Source organism: Acidovorax sp. LjRoot66, from assembly GCF_964253305.1.
Taxonomy (GTDB): domain Bacteria; phylum Pseudomonadota; class Gammaproteobacteria; order Burkholderiales; family Burkholderiaceae_C; genus Acidovorax.
The window spans coordinates 5,319,576-5,336,221 of the sequence record NZ_CAXUQU020000001.1 but is presented as its reverse complement, the minus strand read 5'-3'; the positions used below and the strand labels follow the sequence as shown (position 1 = coordinate 5,336,221).

At 68.1% G+C, this 16,646-nt stretch carries 14 protein-coding genes; 11 read left to right on the top strand and 3 right to left on the bottom strand.

What is annotated here, in order from left to right:
- Positions 1-11: 11 nt before the first annotated feature.
- Positions 12-1,634, top strand: coding sequence for a nitrogen regulation protein NR(I) (gene ntrC / locus ACSQ3Y_RS25105; protein WP_057205521.1), 1,623 nt, complete (start codon positions 12-14; stop codon positions 1,632-1,634).
- A 153-nt stretch (positions 1,635-1,787) separates the two neighbouring features.
- On the top strand, positions 1,788-2,273 hold the full coding sequence (locus tag ACSQ3Y_RS25100) for a GFA family protein (protein ID WP_436179232.1): 486 nt from the start codon (positions 1,788-1,790) through the stop codon (positions 2,271-2,273).
- 4 nt (positions 2,274-2,277) lie between these two features.
- On the opposite strand, the gene ACSQ3Y_RS25095 is transcribed toward ACSQ3Y_RS25100, so the two are convergent.
- Entirely contained in the window at positions 2,278-2,982 is a 705-nt protein-coding gene (locus tag ACSQ3Y_RS25095) for a class I SAM-dependent methyltransferase (RefSeq protein ID WP_436179231.1), read from the bottom strand.
- Between the two features lie 116 nt (positions 2,983-3,098).
- Between ACSQ3Y_RS25095 and ACSQ3Y_RS25090 the strand changes: the two genes are divergently transcribed.
- The 5 genes from ACSQ3Y_RS25090 (at position 3,099) to ACSQ3Y_RS25070 (ending at position 5,869) form a co-directional block, all read left to right on the top strand.
- On the top strand, positions 3,099-3,632 hold the full coding sequence (locus ACSQ3Y_RS25090; protein WP_436179230.1) for a helix-turn-helix domain-containing protein: 534 nt from the start codon (positions 3,099-3,101) through the stop codon (positions 3,630-3,632).
- Positions 3,632-4,075, top strand: coding sequence for a VOC family protein (locus tag ACSQ3Y_RS25085; RefSeq protein WP_436179229.1), 444 nt, complete (start codon positions 3,632-3,634; stop codon positions 4,073-4,075). The genes ACSQ3Y_RS25090 and ACSQ3Y_RS25085 overlap by 1 nt, the downstream gene beginning before the upstream one ends.
- Complete coding sequence (locus tag ACSQ3Y_RS25080) at positions 4,072-4,293, top strand: hypothetical protein (protein ID WP_057269648.1); 222 nt, start codon at positions 4,072-4,074, stop codon at positions 4,291-4,293. The genes ACSQ3Y_RS25085 and ACSQ3Y_RS25080 overlap by 4 nt, the downstream gene beginning before the upstream one ends.
- A gap of 170 nt (positions 4,294-4,463) precedes the next feature.
- Positions 4,464-5,336, top strand: a complete 873-nt coding sequence (locus ACSQ3Y_RS25075) for a DMT family transporter (protein ID WP_436179228.1) — start codon at positions 4,464-4,466, stop codon at positions 5,334-5,336.
- Positions 5,337-5,515: 179 nt separating this feature from the next.
- A complete protein-coding gene (locus ACSQ3Y_RS25070) occupies positions 5,516-5,869 on the top strand; it encodes a hypothetical protein (RefSeq protein WP_436179227.1) in 354 nt (117 codons plus the stop codon).
- Positions 5,870-5,889: 20 nt separating this feature from the next.
- On the opposite strand, the gene ACSQ3Y_RS25065 is transcribed toward ACSQ3Y_RS25070, so the two are convergent.
- On the bottom strand, positions 5,890-6,813 hold the full coding sequence (locus ACSQ3Y_RS25065) for a LysR family transcriptional regulator (protein WP_436179226.1): 924 nt from the start codon (positions 6,811-6,813) through the stop codon (positions 5,890-5,892).
- Between the two features lie 71 nt (positions 6,814-6,884).
- Between ACSQ3Y_RS25065 and ACSQ3Y_RS25060 the strand changes: the two genes are divergently transcribed.
- The 3 genes from ACSQ3Y_RS25060 (at position 6,885) to ACSQ3Y_RS25050 (ending at position 10,671) form a co-directional block, all read left to right on the top strand.
- Positions 6,885-7,883, top strand: a complete 999-nt coding sequence (locus ACSQ3Y_RS25060; protein WP_436179225.1) for a Bug family tripartite tricarboxylate transporter substrate binding protein — start codon at positions 6,885-6,887, stop codon at positions 7,881-7,883.
- Between the two features lie 11 nt (positions 7,884-7,894).
- Positions 7,895-9,544, top strand: a complete 1,650-nt coding sequence (locus ACSQ3Y_RS25055; RefSeq protein ID WP_436179224.1) for an FAD-dependent monooxygenase — start codon at positions 7,895-7,897, stop codon at positions 9,542-9,544.
- Positions 9,545-9,732: 188 nt separating this feature from the next.
- Positions 9,733-10,671, top strand: coding sequence for a ferritin-like domain-containing protein (locus ACSQ3Y_RS25050; RefSeq protein ID WP_057205542.1), 939 nt, complete (start codon positions 9,733-9,735; stop codon positions 10,669-10,671).
- Positions 10,672-10,963: 292 nt separating this feature from the next.
- Here ACSQ3Y_RS25050 and xth read toward each other — a convergent pair whose 3' ends face one another.
- Positions 10,964-11,740 carry an exodeoxyribonuclease III gene (xth, locus tag ACSQ3Y_RS25045; RefSeq protein WP_436179223.1) on the bottom strand — a complete coding sequence of 259 codons (777 nt, stop codon included), beginning with the start codon at positions 11,738-11,740 and terminating at the stop codon, positions 10,964-10,966.
- A 518-nt stretch (positions 11,741-12,258) separates the two neighbouring features.
- On the opposite strand from xth, the gene ACSQ3Y_RS25040 reads away from it, so the two are divergent.
- Complete coding sequence (locus ACSQ3Y_RS25040; RefSeq protein WP_436179222.1) at positions 12,259-16,416, top strand: Ig-like domain-containing protein; 4,158 nt, start codon at positions 12,259-12,261, stop codon at positions 16,414-16,416.
- Positions 16,417-16,646 lie beyond the last annotated feature (230 nt).

Here is a 16,646-nt window from a genome sequence, read left to right as displayed (position 1 = left end):
AAGACAAAGATATGAAGCCGATCTGGTTAGTAGATGACGACCCCTCGATCCGCTTCGTCCTGGAAAAGGCGCTGGCCCGGGAGAACCTGCCCACGCGCAGCTTCACCCACCCGCGCGAAGTGCTCGACGCGCTGGCCGACGTCACCGCAGGCGACCCCGCCCGCCAGGGCCCCCAGGTCCTGGTGAGCGACATCCGCATGCCTGGAGGCTCGGGCCTGCAGCTGCTCGAAAAAGTACGCGAACTGCAGCCCGGTCTGCCCGTCATCATCATGACGGCGTATTCCGACCTGGACAGCGCCGTTTCGGCCTTCCAGCGCGGCGCGTTCGAATACCTGCCCAAACCCTTCGACCTGCCCAAGGCGGTGGAGCTGATCCGCCGCGCGGTGGAAGAAAGCCAGCGCGAGGAAGTGACCGAAGAGCGCCAGGCCGAAACCCCCGAGATGCTGGGCCAGGCGCCCGCCATGCAGGACGTGTTCCGCGCCATCGGCCGGCTCAGCCAGAGCCAGGTCACGGTGCTGATCACCGGCGAATCGGGCTCGGGCAAGGAACTCGTGGCGCGCGCGCTGCACAAGCACTCGCCCTGCGCAGAGGGGCCCTTCGTGGCCATCAACACGGCGGCCATCCCCAAGGATCTGCTGGAATCCGAACTTTTCGGCCACGAGCGCGGTGCCTTCACCGGCGCCCAGACACAGCGGCGCGGCCGATTCGAGCAGGCCGAGGGGGGCACGCTCTTCCTCGACGAAATCGGCGACATGCCGTTTGACCTGCAGACGCGCCTCTTGCGCGTGCTGTCGGACGGCCAGTTCTACCGTGTGGGCGGCCATGCGGCCGTGAAGGCCCATGTGCGCGTGATCGCAGCCACCCACCAGGACCTGGAGCGGCGCGTCAAGGAAGGCGGTTTCCGCGAGGATTTGTTCCACCGCTTGAACGTCATCCGCCTGCGCCTGCCCGCGCTGCGCGAGCGCCACGAAGACGTGCCCATGCTCACGCGCCACTTCCTGCAGCAGAGCGCGCGCCAGCTCGGCGTGGAGCCCAAGCGCATTGCCGACTCGGCCCTGGCGCGGCTGGAGCAGTTCGCCTTCCCCGGCAACGTGCGCCAGCTCGAGAACATCTGCCACTGGCTGACGGTGATGGCGCCCGCGCAGGTGATCTCGCTGCAGGACCTGCCACCCGAGGTGCTGGAGGCCCCGGTGTTCCAGGCGCCTGCGCGTGCCGCCGTGGCCGACGGCCATGCCGCGGCACCGCAGCCGGTGATTGCCATGCCCGTGGCCGCCATTGCGCATCCGCCCGAAATGGTGGGGGGGCTGCATGCCGTCGCACCCTCGGCACCGCAGTTCGTGGCCGCCGCGCCGGCTGCTGCCTGGGCTGCCGACACGGCTGCCCCCGCCGCGTCGGCCAGCCCTGTGTTGAGCTGGGAGCAGGCGCTGGAGGCCGAGGCGCAAAAGCTCCTGTCCGGCGGCCAGCCCGAGGTGTGGGATGCCCTCACCCGCCGCTTCGAGTCGCGCCTGATCCGCACGGCCCTGGTCGCCACCCACGGCCGCCGGATGGAAGCCGCGCAGCGCCTGGGCATCGGCCGCAACACCATCACCCGCAAGATCCAGGAGCTGGGCCTGGACGCGCCGGACGAAGGCTGAGCTTTCCGCCCGCAGGGCATTGTCAAAGGGGCTTCGGGACATCTTCCGAAGCCCTTTTGCTTTTGGCTGTCTGGAGATGCGCGGCACTCCTACAGGCCCCCCTTGCCAGGCTGTGTAGGCTGCGGGACCCAATCCAAAAGCTGAGGACCCGCCATGCACCTCGAAGGCTCCTGCCATTGCCGCGCCGTCCGCTTCTCGCTCGAAGCCGACAGCCCCGTGCCCTTCATGCACTGCCACTGCTCCATCTGCCGCAAGACGGCGGGCGGGGGCGGCTATGCCATCAACCTGGGCGGCGATGCGCGCACGCTCAAGGTCCAGGGGGCCAAACACTTGGGCACCTACCATGCGGTGATGCGCGAAGAGGGCCAACGCGCCAGGCGCTCCAAGGCCGAACGCAAGTTCTGCCTGCAATGTGGCAGCGCCCTGTGGCTATGGGATCCGCGCTGGCCCGAACTGGTCCATCCCCATGCCTCGGCCATCGACACCCCCCTGCCCAAGCCCCCGGAGGTGGTCGAAGGCATGCTCGAATTTGTGGCCAACTGGGTCGATGTGCCCAAGGGCAAGGGCCACAGGCACTACCAGGCGTTTCCAGCCGAATCACTGGCCGAGTGGCATGAGCGGCATGGGCTGAAGGCATAGCCCGTCAGGCCTGCGCGACCCAGCCGCGGAACGCCAGCCCCGCATAGAACAGGCGGATGCCGCTGAAGCCGGCCTGCGCCAGCAGCGCTTCCTCCTCGCCCGGGCCGAGCAGGGGCAGGGCGGTGTCGATGGCTGTGGCGGCACGCCGCGCGGCCTCAGGGTCCACCCCCGAGGCGATCGCGAAGGCCGCATAGCGGGCCAGCCACTGCGCGCGCTCTGCCGGCGGTGCCAGCGGAAAGCTCAGGTGGGCTGTCACCAGGGGGGCGCCGGGCTGCAGGCGCTGGCGGATGGCCTGCAAGGTGGCCAGCCTTTCATCCAAGGGCAAGAAATGCAGGGTGAGCAGGCAGGTCGCGGCATCGAAGGGGCCTGCAGGCGCGGTGTGCACATAGCCGTGGTGGAAGTCCACGCGCTCCGCCAACGGCCCGAGCGTGTTCCGCGCCAGCTGCAGCATGGGCTCGGACGGGTCCACGCCCACAAAGCGCCACTGCGGCTGCGCCCGGGCGAAGACCCCCAGTTCGGCACCGCCGCCCGCACCGACGACCAGCACCTTGGCCAGGGGCGGCGCACGCTCGGCCAGCAGCACGCCGGCCATTTTCTGCAGGTCGTCCGCACCGGGCACCAGGCGGCGGGTGCGGTCTGCGTAGGACGCCACGGCCTGGGGATCGGCGAACGGAGCGGGCGGGTTGGCGCTGGTGGAGGAAATAGGCATGGCTGCATGAAATTCAGGTAACTTTAATTGTTGCATATTTATTGAGCTCGCTGCAAGCCAGCGCTGGCTGGTGCCAGCATGGGTCGCCGACAATGGGACCGCTGATCCGAGGACCCATGACTCCACCCGCTACAACCGATACCTCTACTCCAGTACTGCCGGCCGTGGGCAGCCTGCAGGACCCGGCCCTGCTGCGGCGCCTGCTGCGTGCCAAGGACCGGATGGACGCAGCCTCGCACGAGGCCTGGCCCGTGGAACGACTGGCCGAGGTGAGCGGTGTCTCGCAGGCGCATTTCGCGCGCTCGTTCAAGCAGGCCTTCGGCGTTCCGCCGCACCGCTACCTGCTCACGCGGCGCATCGAGCAGGCGTCGACCCTGCTGCGCGACACCGACTGGCCCGTCACCGACATCGCGTTTGCCACCGGCTGGGAGAGCCTGGGCACGTTTGGCCGCATCTTTCGCGACATCACCGGCAAAAGCCCCAGCCTGCTGCGGCGGGAGGCGCGGGCCGACGCGGGGCCGCTCGCCAGCATGCCGGCGTGCATCCTCAAGGCCGCGGAGCGGCCGGACCTCACGATCGCAGTTTTGGAGAAGCGCCGCCGCGCGGCGGCCGGTACAAACAGGTCTTCGACAACCAAGGAGATCGAGTGATGACGACAGCGATGATGAACCCGCCCACCCAGGGCGTCGGTGTGGTGGGCATGTACGTGGACGACCAGGACAAGGCGCTGGCCTTCTATGTGGACCAGCTCGGCTTTCGCGTGCACACCAACGTGCGCAATGGCAGCTACCGCTGGCTCACGGTGCAGCACCCGGAGCAGCCCTCGTTCCAGCTCGGGCTGTTCGCCCCGGGGGCACCCTTGCACGATGACGCCACGGCGCAGACCCTGCGCGCCATGGTCGCCAAGGGCGCGATGCCGCCGCTGGTCTGGCATGTGGCCGACTGCCGAGCCCTCTGCGCGACTTTGCGCGAGCGCGGCGTGGAGTTCACGCAGGAGCCGGTGGACCGCTATGGCAACGTGGATGCGGGCTTTCGCGATCCTGCGGGCAATGGCTGGAAGATCATCCAGCTGGCGCAGGGGGCCACGCGATGAACGGCCTGGGGCTCTGGTTGCGGCGCACCCACCGCTGGGTGTCCATGGTGTTCACCTTGACCATCGTTGCCAACTTCGTGGCCATGGCTCAGGGTGTCCCGCCCGCGTGGGTCACCTATGCACCCTTGGCACCGCTGGCACTGCTGCTGCTCACTGGGCTGTACCTGTTCGTGCAGCCCTGCCTTGCGCGGTGGCGAACCAACACGCACCACGGCTGACAGGCGTAGCCGAACGGTCATCTGGCAGTCGCCCGGCATGTGCGGCCAATGAACGGCACAATCGCGCGGCAGCAAGGCCGGACCTTGCCTCGCCCGGTCCCGTTTTCGTATCGCCATGACTGCTGCCGGTGCCTGGTGCGCCGGCACTGGTGCTTCTGCATTTCTGCCCCATGCAATCTCCGCTGCCCGTCTTCGCCCTGCTGTTCAATGCCTTCGTATGGGGCCTGGCCTGGTGGCCGTTCCGGTTGATGCATGGGGCGGGCCTGCACCCGCTGTGGGCCACGGCCGCGATGTATGCGGTGGTGCTGCTGGGCCTGCTGACCCTGCGGCCGGGCATCCTCGCGCAGGTGCGCCAGCACCCGGGGCTGTGGCTGCTGGCGCTGGCATCGGGCCTGAACAACGTGGCCTTCAATTGGGCCGTGACGGTGGGCGATGTGGTGCGCGTGATCCTGCTGTTCTACCTCATGCCCGCCTGGGCGGTGCTGCTGGCCTGGCGCATCCTGGGCGAGCGGCCCACGCCCATGGCCATCGCGCGGCTGCTGCTGGCCTTCACCGGCGTGGTCCTGGTGCTGCTGCCCGGGGACGCATCGCCTGCCAGCCTGCTGCAGGGCCTGTCCATGGCCGATGGCCTGGCATTGATGGGCGGTTTCATGTTCGCCCTGGTCAACGTGACTGTGCGCCGCCTGCACGCCGTGCCGGGGCAGGCGCGCATGTTCGCCATGTTCGGCGGCTGCATGCTGATGGCGCTGCTGGCGGCCTTTGTCGGTATGCAGTTCGGGGTGGTGGACCCCTTCCCCGCCTTCAACGCCACCTGGGCCGTCACCGGGCTGCTGCTGTCGGGCGTGCTGATGCTGGGCAACTGGGCGCTGCAGTTCGGCGCCTCGCGCCTGACGGCGGGCACCACGGCCGTGGTCATGCTGTCGGAGGTGGTGTTCGCCAGCGTGTCCTCGGTGCTGCTGTCGGCCTCGCAACTGGAGCCGCGCACGGTGCTGGGGGGCTCGCTGATCCTGTTCGCGGCCTTGCTGGCCTCGTTGCGGCGCTGAGCGATTGCGGGGCAAATTTCGGTAGGTGACTTTTGGCGAGGGGCCTACGATGTCCGGATACCCAACTTCCGGCGGCGTGTCCGCACCCGGTGAATACCATGTCCGTCGAATCCGCAGCTTCTGTACCCGCGCCGTCCGCATCACTTCCCAGATGGGCTGGCTGGTACGCAGCATGGGGCATGCCGATGACCTATGTCCTCCTCGTCGCATTGGGTGTCATGGGTGTGCGTTTGCCTGCCATGGGGTTGAAGCTCGCCGTGGGCGGCGGTGCCTTCCTGCTCGCCAGAAGGCATCTCAAGGACTACCCTACCGACGGGTATGCCTTGGCCTTGCGCAAGGTGGTCCGGATGCAGATCGTGGTGATGCTGCTGATTGAGCTTGGTACGCTGGCCATGGTGTTTGTGGTACCGGCGGAGACCCTTGGCGCGGTGGCACTCGGCGGCATGTTGCTCGGCTTCTTGCTGCACTGCGCCATCGGGGTCTGGGGCACGCTGCGGCTCAATGCACTGGTCAGGTCTGCAGTGCAGACCTGACCCGGATTCGTCTACAGCGGTCAACCGGGCAAGCGCGCCGCGGCCCGCTTGAGCGCCGCCGCAAATGCCAGCGCCGAGGGCTTGGGCTGCGTGCCGCGGCGCGACACCAGGTACAGGTCCAGGTGCGCCACGGGCTCGCGCAGCATGGCCACCCCGAGGCCTTGGCGCAGGCATTCCTCCATCGCGAACGAGGGGATGATGGCGTGGCCCCGGCCGGCGCGCACCATGCCGATGATGGTGCCCAGCAGGTTCATGCGCGGGCGTTCCTCGTGTGTGCGGCCCAGGCGGGACAGGTGCTTTTCGATCACCACCTGGATCGGATTGCCCGAGGGCAGGCTCACCAGGGGCAGGCCTGCGAGGCTGCTCCAGGGCAGGCTTTCCGCGAGACCGCTGCTGCCTGCGCCGGGCGGGCTGATGCGCATGAGCCGGAACTTGCACAGGGGCTGGCGCGACAGGCCCACGGCCGGCTTGACGAAGAATCCGAAGCCGATGTCCGCCTCGCCCTCCAGCACCTCCTGGCGCACGGTGCCCACCTCGACATCGGCCAGGTGCACCTGCACCTGGGGATGGGTCTCTGCAAAGCCGCGCACCACGTCGGGCAGCAGGCTGGCCGAGATCATGGGCGTGGCCGCCACCAGCAGGCGTGAGCGCACGGCGGACTCGCTGCCATCGAGCACGGCACCCAGCGTGCGCAGCTCGCCGACGATGCGCTCGGCCACCGGCTGCAGCCGCCGGCCGGCATCGGTGAGCGTGAGCGAGCGCGTGGTGCGGTTGAAAAGGCGCGCACCCATCTGCTCCTCCAGCTCCTTGACCAGCATGCTCATGCCCGAGGGCGACAGGTGCACCTGCTCGGCCGCCTTGGCAAAGCTCTGCAGGCGTGTCACTTCCAGAAAGGCGTGCAGCTGGCGGCTGCTGACATTCATCAGCTTTGTTGACGAATTCATCAGAAATTTCCGTTTGATTCAAATCAAGACTGTCGTTGTAATTGTGGTCCAACTTCCAAAGAGACAAAGCCATGACCCTTGCCACTCCGTTGCCGCCGTCCTCCCTTCAACGCAGGCGCCTGGTGCTCGGCGCCCTGGCCACGGTGGCGGCGCCCCTGGTCCGGGCGCAGGCCGGTGGTGCGGATACGCCGGTGCGCCTGGTCGTGCCGTTCACGCCCGGCACGGGCATCGACCTGATCGCGCGCCAGATCGCGGCGCCGCTGTCCGAGCGGCTCAAGCGGCCCTTCTTCGTCGACAACAAGGCGGGCGCCTCGGGGATCATCGGCACGCAGGAAGTGGTGCGTGCGCCAGCCGACGGCGCAACGCTGCTGGTCAGCGTGAACACGCTGGTGATGAACATGGCGCTGTACCCCAAGCAGGGCTTCAACCCCCTGACCGACCTGCAGCCCGTGGGCCAGACGAGCTGGGGGCAACTGCTGCTGGTGGCCAGCGAGGGCTCGAAGATCCAGTCGCTCAAGGAACTGGTCGAGCGCGCCCGGGCCAAGCCCGGCGCGCTCAACTACGGCTCGCCCGGCGCGGGCACGCCGCACCACCTGGCCATGGAGCTGCTCAAGAACCGGGCGAAGATTTCGCTCACGCACATCAGCTACCGGGGCACGGCGCCTGCCGTGACCGACTTGCTGGGCGGGCAGATCGACGCGATGTTCCTGCCCATCCACGTGGCCCTGCAGCATGTGAAGGCGGGCAAGCTCAAGGCGCTGGCCATCAGCTCCGGCACGCCCCATCCCCTGCTGCCCGAAGTGCCTTCGCTGAACAGCCTGAAGCTCGGTGATCTCAACGTGGACATGTGGTACGGCGTGTTCGCCCCGGCCGGCACGCCCCGCGCCTATGTCGACCGGCTGAACACCGAGCTGCGCGAGGTGCTGGCGGCGCCTGCCGTGGCCAAGTCCTTCGAGACCCAGGGCATGACGCCCGCCCACAGCACGCCCGATGCCTTCAGGAAGCTCGTGGCGGCAGACGCCAAGCGCTGGTCTGACCTGATCAAGGCCCAGGGCATCACCGCGGAATGAACCAGAAAGCAATGAACACAATGAGCAACAAGGACCAGGCCATGGCAGAGCAGCAGGACGCCGAGGTGGTCATCGTCGGCGGTGGGCCCGTGGGCATGGGGCTGGCCATCGAGCTGGGCCAGCGTGGCGTGCGTACCATCGTCGTGGAGCGCTACCAGCAGCCCCAGCCCATCCCCAAGGGACAGAACCTGACCCAGCGGACCATGGAGCACTTCCATTTCTGGGGGGCCGAAAAGGAGCTGCGTGCCGCCCGCACCATCCCCGTGGAATACGGCATCGGTGGCCTGACGGCGCACGGCACGCTGCTGGGCCCCCACAGCTACGACTGGCTGCAGCGCGACCTGGTCAAGCCCTATTACTTCACCGGCAACGAGCGGCTGCCGCAGTACGCGACGGAGGCGGTGCTGCGTGCCCGTGTGGCCGAACTGCCCTCGGTGCAGACCGTGTACGGCTGGGAGGCCAAGGCCGTGGTGCAGGATGCCGACGGGGTGTCGGTCACCATCACCGAGCGTGGTGGCAGCGGCGAACGCGTGCTGCGCAGTGCCTATGCCGTGGGGTCGGACGGCGCACGCTCCGTCGTGCGTGAGCAGGCGGGCATCACCCAGACCCGCACCGACCATGACCGCATGATGGTGTTGCTGGTGTTCCGCTCGCCCGGCCTGCACCAGTTGCTCGAACGCTACCCCGGCAAGTCCTACTACAACGTGCTGCAGCCCGAACTCCAGGGCTACTGGAAGTTCTTTGGCCGGGTGGACCTGGGCAACACCTGGTTCTTCCACGCCCCCGTGCCGCCAGGCACGACCAAGGACAACTTCGATTTTGCGGCCTACCTGCACGAAGCGGTGGGTGCTCAATTCGATGTGGAGTTCGAGCACATCGGATTCTGGGACCTGCGCTTCATGCTGGCCGACAGCTACCGCAACGGCCGCGTCTTCGTCGCCGGCGATGCGGCGCACAGCCACCCGCCCTACGGAGGCTATGGCGTCAACTCGGGGCTCGAGGATGCGCGCAACCTGGGCTGGAAGCTGGCCGCCGTGCTGCAGGGCTGGGGTGGTGAGCGCCTGCTCGATTCGTACGACGGCGAGCGCCGGCCGGTGTTTGCCTCCACAATGCGCGACTTCATCGCCAAATCCATCGACACGGACCGCGAGTTCCTCGACACCCACGACCCGGCGCGCGACCTTGTCGCCTTCGTGACCGCCTGGAATGCGCGTGCCCAGGGCGCCGTGGGCGAGGTGCATGCCTTCGAGCCCCACTACGAGGGCTCAAGCGTGGTCTGGGGCTGCGAGGGCCGCACCAGCAGCGCCAAGGGATCGCACCGCTTTGACGCGCGGCCTGGGCACCACCTGGCGCCTGCCGTGCTGCCCTCGGGCAGGAACGTTTACGAGGAACTGGGCCCCGGCTTTTCCCTGTTGGCCTTTGGCGTCGATCCCCAGGCGGTCCAGGCCTTTCTCGATGCCGCCGAGGCCAAGGCGCTGGCGTTGACCGTGGTTCAGGCGCAGGGCGCTGGCGAGCATGAACGCTACGGCGCGCAACTGGTGCTGGTGCGCCCGGACCAGTTCGTCGCCTGGACCAGCAGCGAGGCCGGCATGTCGGCGGCCCATGCCCGCGAGGTGCTGGAGCGTGCCGCTGGCGGGCTTTTGGAGACGGTCGCCGTTTGACCCCATGCGCCGCGTTGGTTGCAGGTTGTTGCCTCTTCGGTAGCGCCTTCAGCCGAGTGGCGGGATGGCCTGGGGCTCTGCACGCGCGGGGGGCCCTCTGTCCTACACCTGCACCCTCTGCATGCCGACCCTGGCGGCGAGAGCTGCCAACCACAATGAAGTCACTGTCAACCAACCGGAGACTTCTTATGTCGGATTTCAACGATGCCAACCGCGATCCCCTGACCAATGAACCTGGTGCCCACCCCGTGGGTACGGGTGTGGGTGCTGCCATGGGCGGCGCTGCAGCCGGTGCTGCTGCGGGGGCGTTCGGCGGTCCCGTCGGCGCCGCCATCGGCGGGGTTGCCGGTGCTGTGGTCGGTGGCCTTGCAGGCAAGGCTGCTGGCGAAGCCGTCAACCCCACGAACGAAGACGCCTACTGGCGCGAGAACTACCACCGTGAACCCTATTACGTGGGTGGCCGCAGCTACGACCAATACCGCCCTGCCTATGAGCTGGGTTGGAGTTCGGTGGGGCGCTATGAAGGCAACTTCGACGCCGTCGAACCCCGTCTGGCCGATGACTGGCGCGCCCGCCATGGCAACGATGGCCTGGCCTGGACGGATGTTCAGCCCGCCACCCGCGCTGCCTACGAACGTGCCTACAACAGCCAGCCGCTGGAAGTCACTGGCGAGATCGACAACGACGACGTGATCGACACCTTGAACGATCTGCTGGAATCGGCCCGCGACGGCGAGTATGGCTTTCACGCCAGCGCCGAACACGCCGATGCGGGCGAACTCAAGGGCATCTTCCAACGCCACTCGCGTGAATGCGCAGCCGCAGGTGCCGAACTGGAGCGCGAGATCCGCGCCCGCGGCGGAGAGCCCGTCAGCGGCGGCACCGTGGCAGGTGCACTGCACCGGGGCTGGGTGTCCGTGAAGACGGCGCTCTCCACGCAGGACGACAAGGCCGTGCTGGAAGAGTGCGAGCGCGGTGAAGACGCTGCGGTGGCCCGCTACCGCAAGGCCTTGAAGGCCAACCTGCCCCAGGACCTGCGTGCCCTGGTACAGCGCCAGGCCGATGGTGCCCAACGCAACCACGACGAGGTGAAGGCCCTGCGCGACAGCTTCAACCCCGCACGTTGATGATCTGCGCGTGATCAGCCGGCTTGCCTGAATCCCAGTCCTCCTGTTCGCAGGCCGACTGGAAACTGGCCAGCCGCATCCGTGAGGGCATTGCCGTGCTTTAAAAGAGAAGGCATCGCAGTTGCTCCCCCGCCATCGCCGCCATGGGCTTTGCCCATGGCGGCGATGTGCGTTGGGGCTCAGAAAACAGCGCGATGGGCCGTGGAAGTTTTCGCACCACAGCTTTTCTGCAGCGCTGGCCCGGCCCTGAACGGCGGCCCGTGCAATGGCACCGGTGGCCGCCCGCCTGCCATCATTCCAGCGTCACCACCACCGGTGCGTGGTCGCTGGGCTGCGGGTTCTTGCGCGGGGCGCGATCCACCACGCAGGCCGTCACGCTGCTGCGCAGTGCTTCACTCACCAGGATATGGTCGATGCGCAGCCCCCGGTTCTTCTGGAAGCCCAGCATGCGGTAGTCCCACCACGAGTAGATCTTCTCGGGCTGCTCGAACATGCGGAAGCTGTCCGTGAGGCCCAGCTCCAGCAGCGCCTTGAAGTGGTTGCGCTCTTCGGAGGTGTGGTGGATGGTCTCGCGCAGGCCCACCGGGTCGTAGGAGTCGCGGTCTTCGGGCGCCACGTTGAAGTCGCCCACCAGGGCCAGCCGGGGGTGGGCGGCCATCTCGGCGCGCACCAGGTCCTGCAGGGCCTGCAGCCAGCGCATCTTGTAGGCGAATTTTTCCGAGCCGGGCTCCTGGCCGTTGACGAAGTAGCCGTTGATCAGGCGCAGCGGGCCGGTGGGCGTGTCCAGCGTGGCAATGATCACGCGCGCCTGCGCGTCCTCGTGCGCGGGGATATTGCGCACCATGTCCGTCATGGGGTGGCGGCTCAGGATGGCGACACCGTTGTAGGTCTTCTGGCCAAAGGCCACGGCCTCGTAGCCCGCCTCCTTGAAGGCCTCGTGCGGGAATTTGTCGTCGGTGAGTTTGAGCTCCTGCAGGCCCAGCGCATCGACCGGGTTGGCGGCCAGCCAGGCCAGCACCTGGGGCAGGCGCACGGAGAGGGAATTGACGTTCCAGGTCGCGATCTTCATCACCATCATTGGTCCTTGCTTTTTCAATCGTCCATGGCGGGGCACCGCCGCCGTTGCACCACGGTGGGCGCGCTGGGGTGCATCCTATCCTCGATTGGCAGGGGGTGCGCCCCTGACCTTGGAAGGCGCAGTGCGGCGGGTGTGTGAGGCGGAGAAAACTCCATATGCAGGGCATATGCAGATGCCCTGAAAATACTATTGGATTTCATGGAGTCGCAGGCTTATCGTTGGCACAAATAAAACGCTGGAGACAAGCCTTGCCATTCGATTCCACGCTGCCGCTGGCGGCCGCGGCACTGCCCGCCGGCCCTGCAGGCCAGACGCCTTTTCCCATGCACCGGTTCCCGGGCCGACCGCTGTCTGCCCAAGCCCGTAGAACGTAGACACGTTCTTGCTGCGGGTGGTGCGGGCGTTTGCGCCGCTGCCCGACCAGCCTGAGGCTGCCCGCCGGGCCTCGCGCCTTTTCTCCACTCGTTGTCAACCTCCCACTTCGTATTCCGTACCCGGAAGGCATCGCCATGTCCACGCCCAACGCATCCCACGTCCTGCAGCAAGTCTTCATCCTTGCCACCGGCCATGCCGCACCTGCCGGCCTGCTCGCCGAATTCGAGGCGGTGGTGGCCGCCGATGGCCATTACGGCCGGGTGGCCGCGGCCTTCGAGGTGGCCATGGGGCAGATGTCGGCCAGCCGGGGCGTCGGGGGCACGGTGCAGCAACTGGCGCTCAACAGCCTGGGGGTGGTGCTCTCGGCCGATGAGGGCTTGGCCGTGGCGCGGCTGGCGCAGGAGCAGGGCCTCACGACCTGGGCCAGGCTGATGGACTTCCTGGTCAGTGCCGATTTCGGGATCTACAACGCGCTGGACCACCGCGCCGAAGCGGCCAACGCCTTCAACAGCGCGCTGGCCAGCCAGAACAAGGGCGCGTTGTTCGCCGGGGTGGGCGTGGAAACCGCCGTGCACACCCTGCTGCAGGGCATCGGTGCCACGGATGCCAGCGCGGCCACGGGCATCAGCGGCGTGCAGGCGCTGGCCGGCAGGCTCACCGCCGCCGGCATCCAGGGGCATGTGGCCGATGGCTATGTGAAGGGCGCCACCGTGTTTGCCGACGCCAATGGCAACCACCGGCTCGATGCGGGCGAGTGGTCCGCCACCACCGACGGCGCGGGCGGCTTCACGCTGCCGGCCAGCGTGCAGGGAACGATGGTGGCCACCGGCGGCACCGACCTGCTCACCAACAAGGCCTTCAAGGGCATGCTCACCGCACCGGTGGGCAGCACGGTGGTGAACCCCATCACGACCCTGGTGCAGGCGCTGATGGACAAGGGCGGGGCCACCACCACGGTGGAGCAAGCCACGGCCCTGCTCGCCAAGGTGCTGAACCTGCCGGCCGGCATCCACCTGCTGACCTACGACCCACTCGCCGTGCTGGCCAGCAGCAGTGCCAGCGCTGCCGAGAAGGCCGTGGCGCTGGGCTACCAGAAGGTGGCGGTGGCGCTGGTGAACGTGGTCAGCATCGGCGCGGCCGCGCTCGATGCGGCCGAGGCCAAGGCGGGCCAGCCAGGCGTGGCCACGCCGCATGCGGGCCAGGCCGGCGCGGCAGCGGGCACGCTGATTGCGTCCCTGGCGGATGCCCTCGCCGGCGCGGCGGGGGGAACCGGCGGCGTGGCGAACCTGTCGGACGCCTCCTTCCTGCGTGCCATCGTGGCGGATGCCGCGGGCGACCATGGCCTGCGGCTGGATGCCAGCAGCCTGGACCTCATCAGCAAGGTGGTGGATGCCGCCAACGATGCGGTCGGCGCTGCCCCCACGGTGGCGGTGCTGGGCCAGGTGTCCGCAGCGGCCACGGATGCGGCAGGTGCGGTGGCCACGGGCAACTTCCAGGCGGCGGCCAATGGTTTCACGGGCGCTGCCTTCGCGGCGGTGGTGCAGCAGCAGGCCGTGGGTGAACTGGCGCCTGGGGTGTCCGCCGGCCAGGGCAGCAACCCGCCACCGGCATCCGGTGGTGGTGATGCCGGCGGCGGTACGCCAGGCCCTGTGGACACCCAGGCCCCGGTGCTGACCATCACGGGTTCTGCCGCCGCGCTCAAGGCGGGCGGTACGGCCACCATCACGTTCACCTTCACCGAAGACCCGGGCACGAGTTTCACCGCCGCGGACATCACGGCCACCGGCGGCATGCTGGGCGCGCTGAGCGGCACGGGCCTGGTGCGCACGGCCACGTTCACGGCCACGGCGTCCGCCAACCTCGACGCGGGCGGGCACATTGTGGTGGCCAAGGACAGCTACAGCGACGCGGCCGGCAACAAGGGCGCGGCAGCGGCCGTGGACATCGCCACGGTGTTCAACCCGGTGCTGTTCGTGGGCAACAGCGCCACGTTCGCACGCATCGACCCGGCCATGTCGTACAACACCTACGACGCGGCGACCAACCCCTTCGGCGTGCACGACCTGACCTCGCCAGCCAATGGCGGGAGCTTCACCAACCTGACCGGTGCCAACCTCTACGAACCGCACCCCTGGGGCGGCGTGGCGGGGTTGTTCGACAAGTTCGCCGACCAGGTGGGCCTGGGCTACGACGTGTCGCTCTCCACCCGCAACGCGGCCACGCTCAAGGGGCACTACCTGAACTCCTCGGCCGCCAACTGGGACATGCGCGGCAACATCGCCAGCCAGAAGTGGGAGATCGTGGTGCTGCAGGACCAGACGGACGAACCACTGCCCTCGGGCTCCGGTTCCATCACCTTCGCGGCGGGCAGCGCCACGGCCAACCTGGTCATCACCCCCACGGCCGACGGTGCCAAGGAGTACGACGAAACCCTGGCGCTCAAGCTGGCTGCGTCGGCCGGCTACCGTGTGGGCACCAGTTCCGCCGTGGGTTCCACCCTCCTCAACGACGACCCCACTGCGTCCGCCACCAACCCGGCCCTGGCCACGGTGTCGCTGGCGGCCAGCCCCGGCCAGGTGACGGAGGATGGCACGGCGAACCTGGTCTTCACCTTCACGCGCACGGGCTCCACGGCCAGCGACCTGGTCGTGAGTTTCACCGCCTTTCGCGATGGCAGCACCTCGCCATCGGTCTCGACCACGGTGTCTGCCAGCCAGGATCTGGAGATGTACACCACCGCCTCGGGCGCATTTTCGGCATCGGGAGGCGGCGGCACATCGCCTTACCGCTTCAGCAGTGGCAATGGCTTTGCCACCAGCGCCGACACGGGTGCCCCCACGACCACGGGAAATGTCTCGTTCACCTCCAACACGGGCTCCATCACCATCAAGGCGGGGCAGACTTCGGCCAGCATCATCCTGGACCCGCATGCCGACAGCACGGTGGAGGCCGACGAGGCCATTCGCCTCACGCTCACCAGCACTGGCTCCGACTACAACCTGGGCACGCTTGGCGCCGTCTCCGGCACCATCGTCAACGACGACTTCGCGGCCGGCACCGACACCAGCCTGCCCAACGTGACGCTGGGCCTGAGCTCGGCTGCGGGCGTGTACGAGAGCGCCGGCCAGAACCTGGTCTATACCTTCACGCGCAGCGGCGATACAAGCGCCGCGCTCACGGTGAACTTCACGGCGGACGGCACGGCCACCTACTTCGCGGCGGATCCGTCCAGGTCCGACTTCGGCATCTCCGCCAACGCCACGCTCACCACCACCTCGGGTGCCAATGCCGACATCGGCGAGTTCCAGAAGTACGCCACGGCGATCGAGAACTTCGTGCACACCGGGGTGGCCGATACCACGACGCAGCCCGGCACCACCATCGCGGGCAACCCGAATGCCGACGCGTCGACTGACATGTACCTGTATGCCACCTGGGCGCGGCCCGACATGGTGGCCGGGGCCTACGACATGCTCACCTCGCGCACCCTCAATGGGGCCGGCGCCTACGAGGGCACGGGGGACATCAGCCGGTCGGACACCCAGGCCACGGCCTACTACCTCACGCTCGAGGGCATGACCACCGACCTGCAGAATGCCTATGCCAACCTGGCCGCCGTCAACGCCGACTTCGTGGGCGTGGCGCCGGTGGGCACGGCCTTCATGACCGCCGTGCAGAATGGCCTGGCCATCCGCGACCCCTACACGGAGACGGTCGGAGCCAGCGTGTCCGGCGGCGGCAAGATCAACCTCTGGCACGACGACAACCTGCACGCGAGCAAGTACGGCTCCTACCTCTCGGGCCTGGTGCTGTTCGAGACGCTGACGGGCCTCGATGCACGCTCGCTGGGTGCGAGCGACAAGGTGGCGAGCGACCTGGGCATCGACCCGGCCACAGCCGTGGCGCTGCAGAAGGTGGCTTCGGCCACGCTGGGCTTCAACCAGGGCTACCATTGGAGCGCCCCCGGCAAGGTCGCTGACCTGGGCGGCACCAATGCCAGCGCCACGCTGGCCACGGCCGGCGGCTTCAGCTTTGCGGACCCGGCCTTTGCGGCGCACACCGTGAGCGTCACGCCCACAGCCGGCGCCCTGGGCACGCTGACCGCCCAGGTGCGTTCCGACGGCCACACCGGCCAGGTCAACTGGCTCTATACCGTGGGCAACCAGACCATCGACCCGCTGCTGGCCAGCGGCCAGCAGCGCCACGACCAGTTCACCGTGACCCTGGACGACGGCCATGGGCATATGAGCACGCGACTGGTCGACATCACGCTGGTGGGTACGACCGTCTGAGGCCGGTTTGCCACCTGGGGGTGGTGGGCAATGCGCAGCAAGCTGTGCTCCGCGTCACAGCCTTGCGGGCCGCACCGGCCTATTATTTCCATGCCGGCCTCCAAGCGGCATCCCCTCTTGCGACAAGCAAGTTGCTGCCCGCCTCCGTGCGGGCTTTTTTTTGCCGACCTGGCAGGCGGTGAACTTCTGGCCGCCTGGCGGTTCAGACAGCGGGGCGCGACGGTGCGAAC

Bases quoted from the DNA above. Each gene is read 5' to 3' on its own strand.
- ntrC (WP_057205521.1), top strand. From the start codon at position 12: ATGAAGCCGATCTGGTTAGTAGATGACGACCCCTCGATCCGCTTCGTC.
- ACSQ3Y_RS25100 (WP_436179232.1), top strand. From the start codon at position 1,788: ATGCACCTCGAAGGCTCCTGCCATTGCCGCGCCGTCCGCTTCTCGCTC.
- ACSQ3Y_RS25095 (WP_436179231.1), bottom strand. From the start codon at position 2,982: ATGCCTATTTCCTCCACCAGCGCCAACCCGCCCGCTCCGTTCGCCGAT.
- ACSQ3Y_RS25090 (WP_436179230.1), top strand. From the start codon at position 3,099: ATGACTCCACCCGCTACAACCGATACCTCTACTCCAGTACTGCCGGCC.
- ACSQ3Y_RS25085 (WP_436179229.1), top strand. From the start codon at position 3,632: ATGACGACAGCGATGATGAACCCGCCCACCCAGGGCGTCGGTGTGGTG.
- ACSQ3Y_RS25080 (WP_057269648.1), top strand. From the start codon at position 4,072: ATGAACGGCCTGGGGCTCTGGTTGCGGCGCACCCACCGCTGGGTGTCC.
- ACSQ3Y_RS25075 (WP_436179228.1), top strand. From the start codon at position 4,464: ATGCAATCTCCGCTGCCCGTCTTCGCCCTGCTGTTCAATGCCTTCGTA.
- ACSQ3Y_RS25070 (WP_436179227.1), top strand. From the start codon at position 5,516: ATGCCGATGACCTATGTCCTCCTCGTCGCATTGGGTGTCATGGGTGTG.
- ACSQ3Y_RS25065 (WP_436179226.1), bottom strand. From the start codon at position 6,813: ATGAATTCGTCAACAAAGCTGATGAATGTCAGCAGCCGCCAGCTGCAC.
- ACSQ3Y_RS25060 (WP_436179225.1), top strand. From the start codon at position 6,885: ATGACCCTTGCCACTCCGTTGCCGCCGTCCTCCCTTCAACGCAGGCGC.
- ACSQ3Y_RS25055 (WP_436179224.1), top strand. From the start codon at position 7,895: ATGAACACAATGAGCAACAAGGACCAGGCCATGGCAGAGCAGCAGGAC.
- ACSQ3Y_RS25050 (WP_057205542.1), top strand. From the start codon at position 9,733: ATGTCGGATTTCAACGATGCCAACCGCGATCCCCTGACCAATGAACCT.
- xth (WP_436179223.1), bottom strand. From the start codon at position 11,740: ATGAAGATCGCGACCTGGAACGTCAATTCCCTCTCCGTGCGCCTGCCC.
- ACSQ3Y_RS25040 (WP_436179222.1), top strand. From the start codon at position 12,259: ATGTCCACGCCCAACGCATCCCACGTCCTGCAGCAAGTCTTCATCCTT.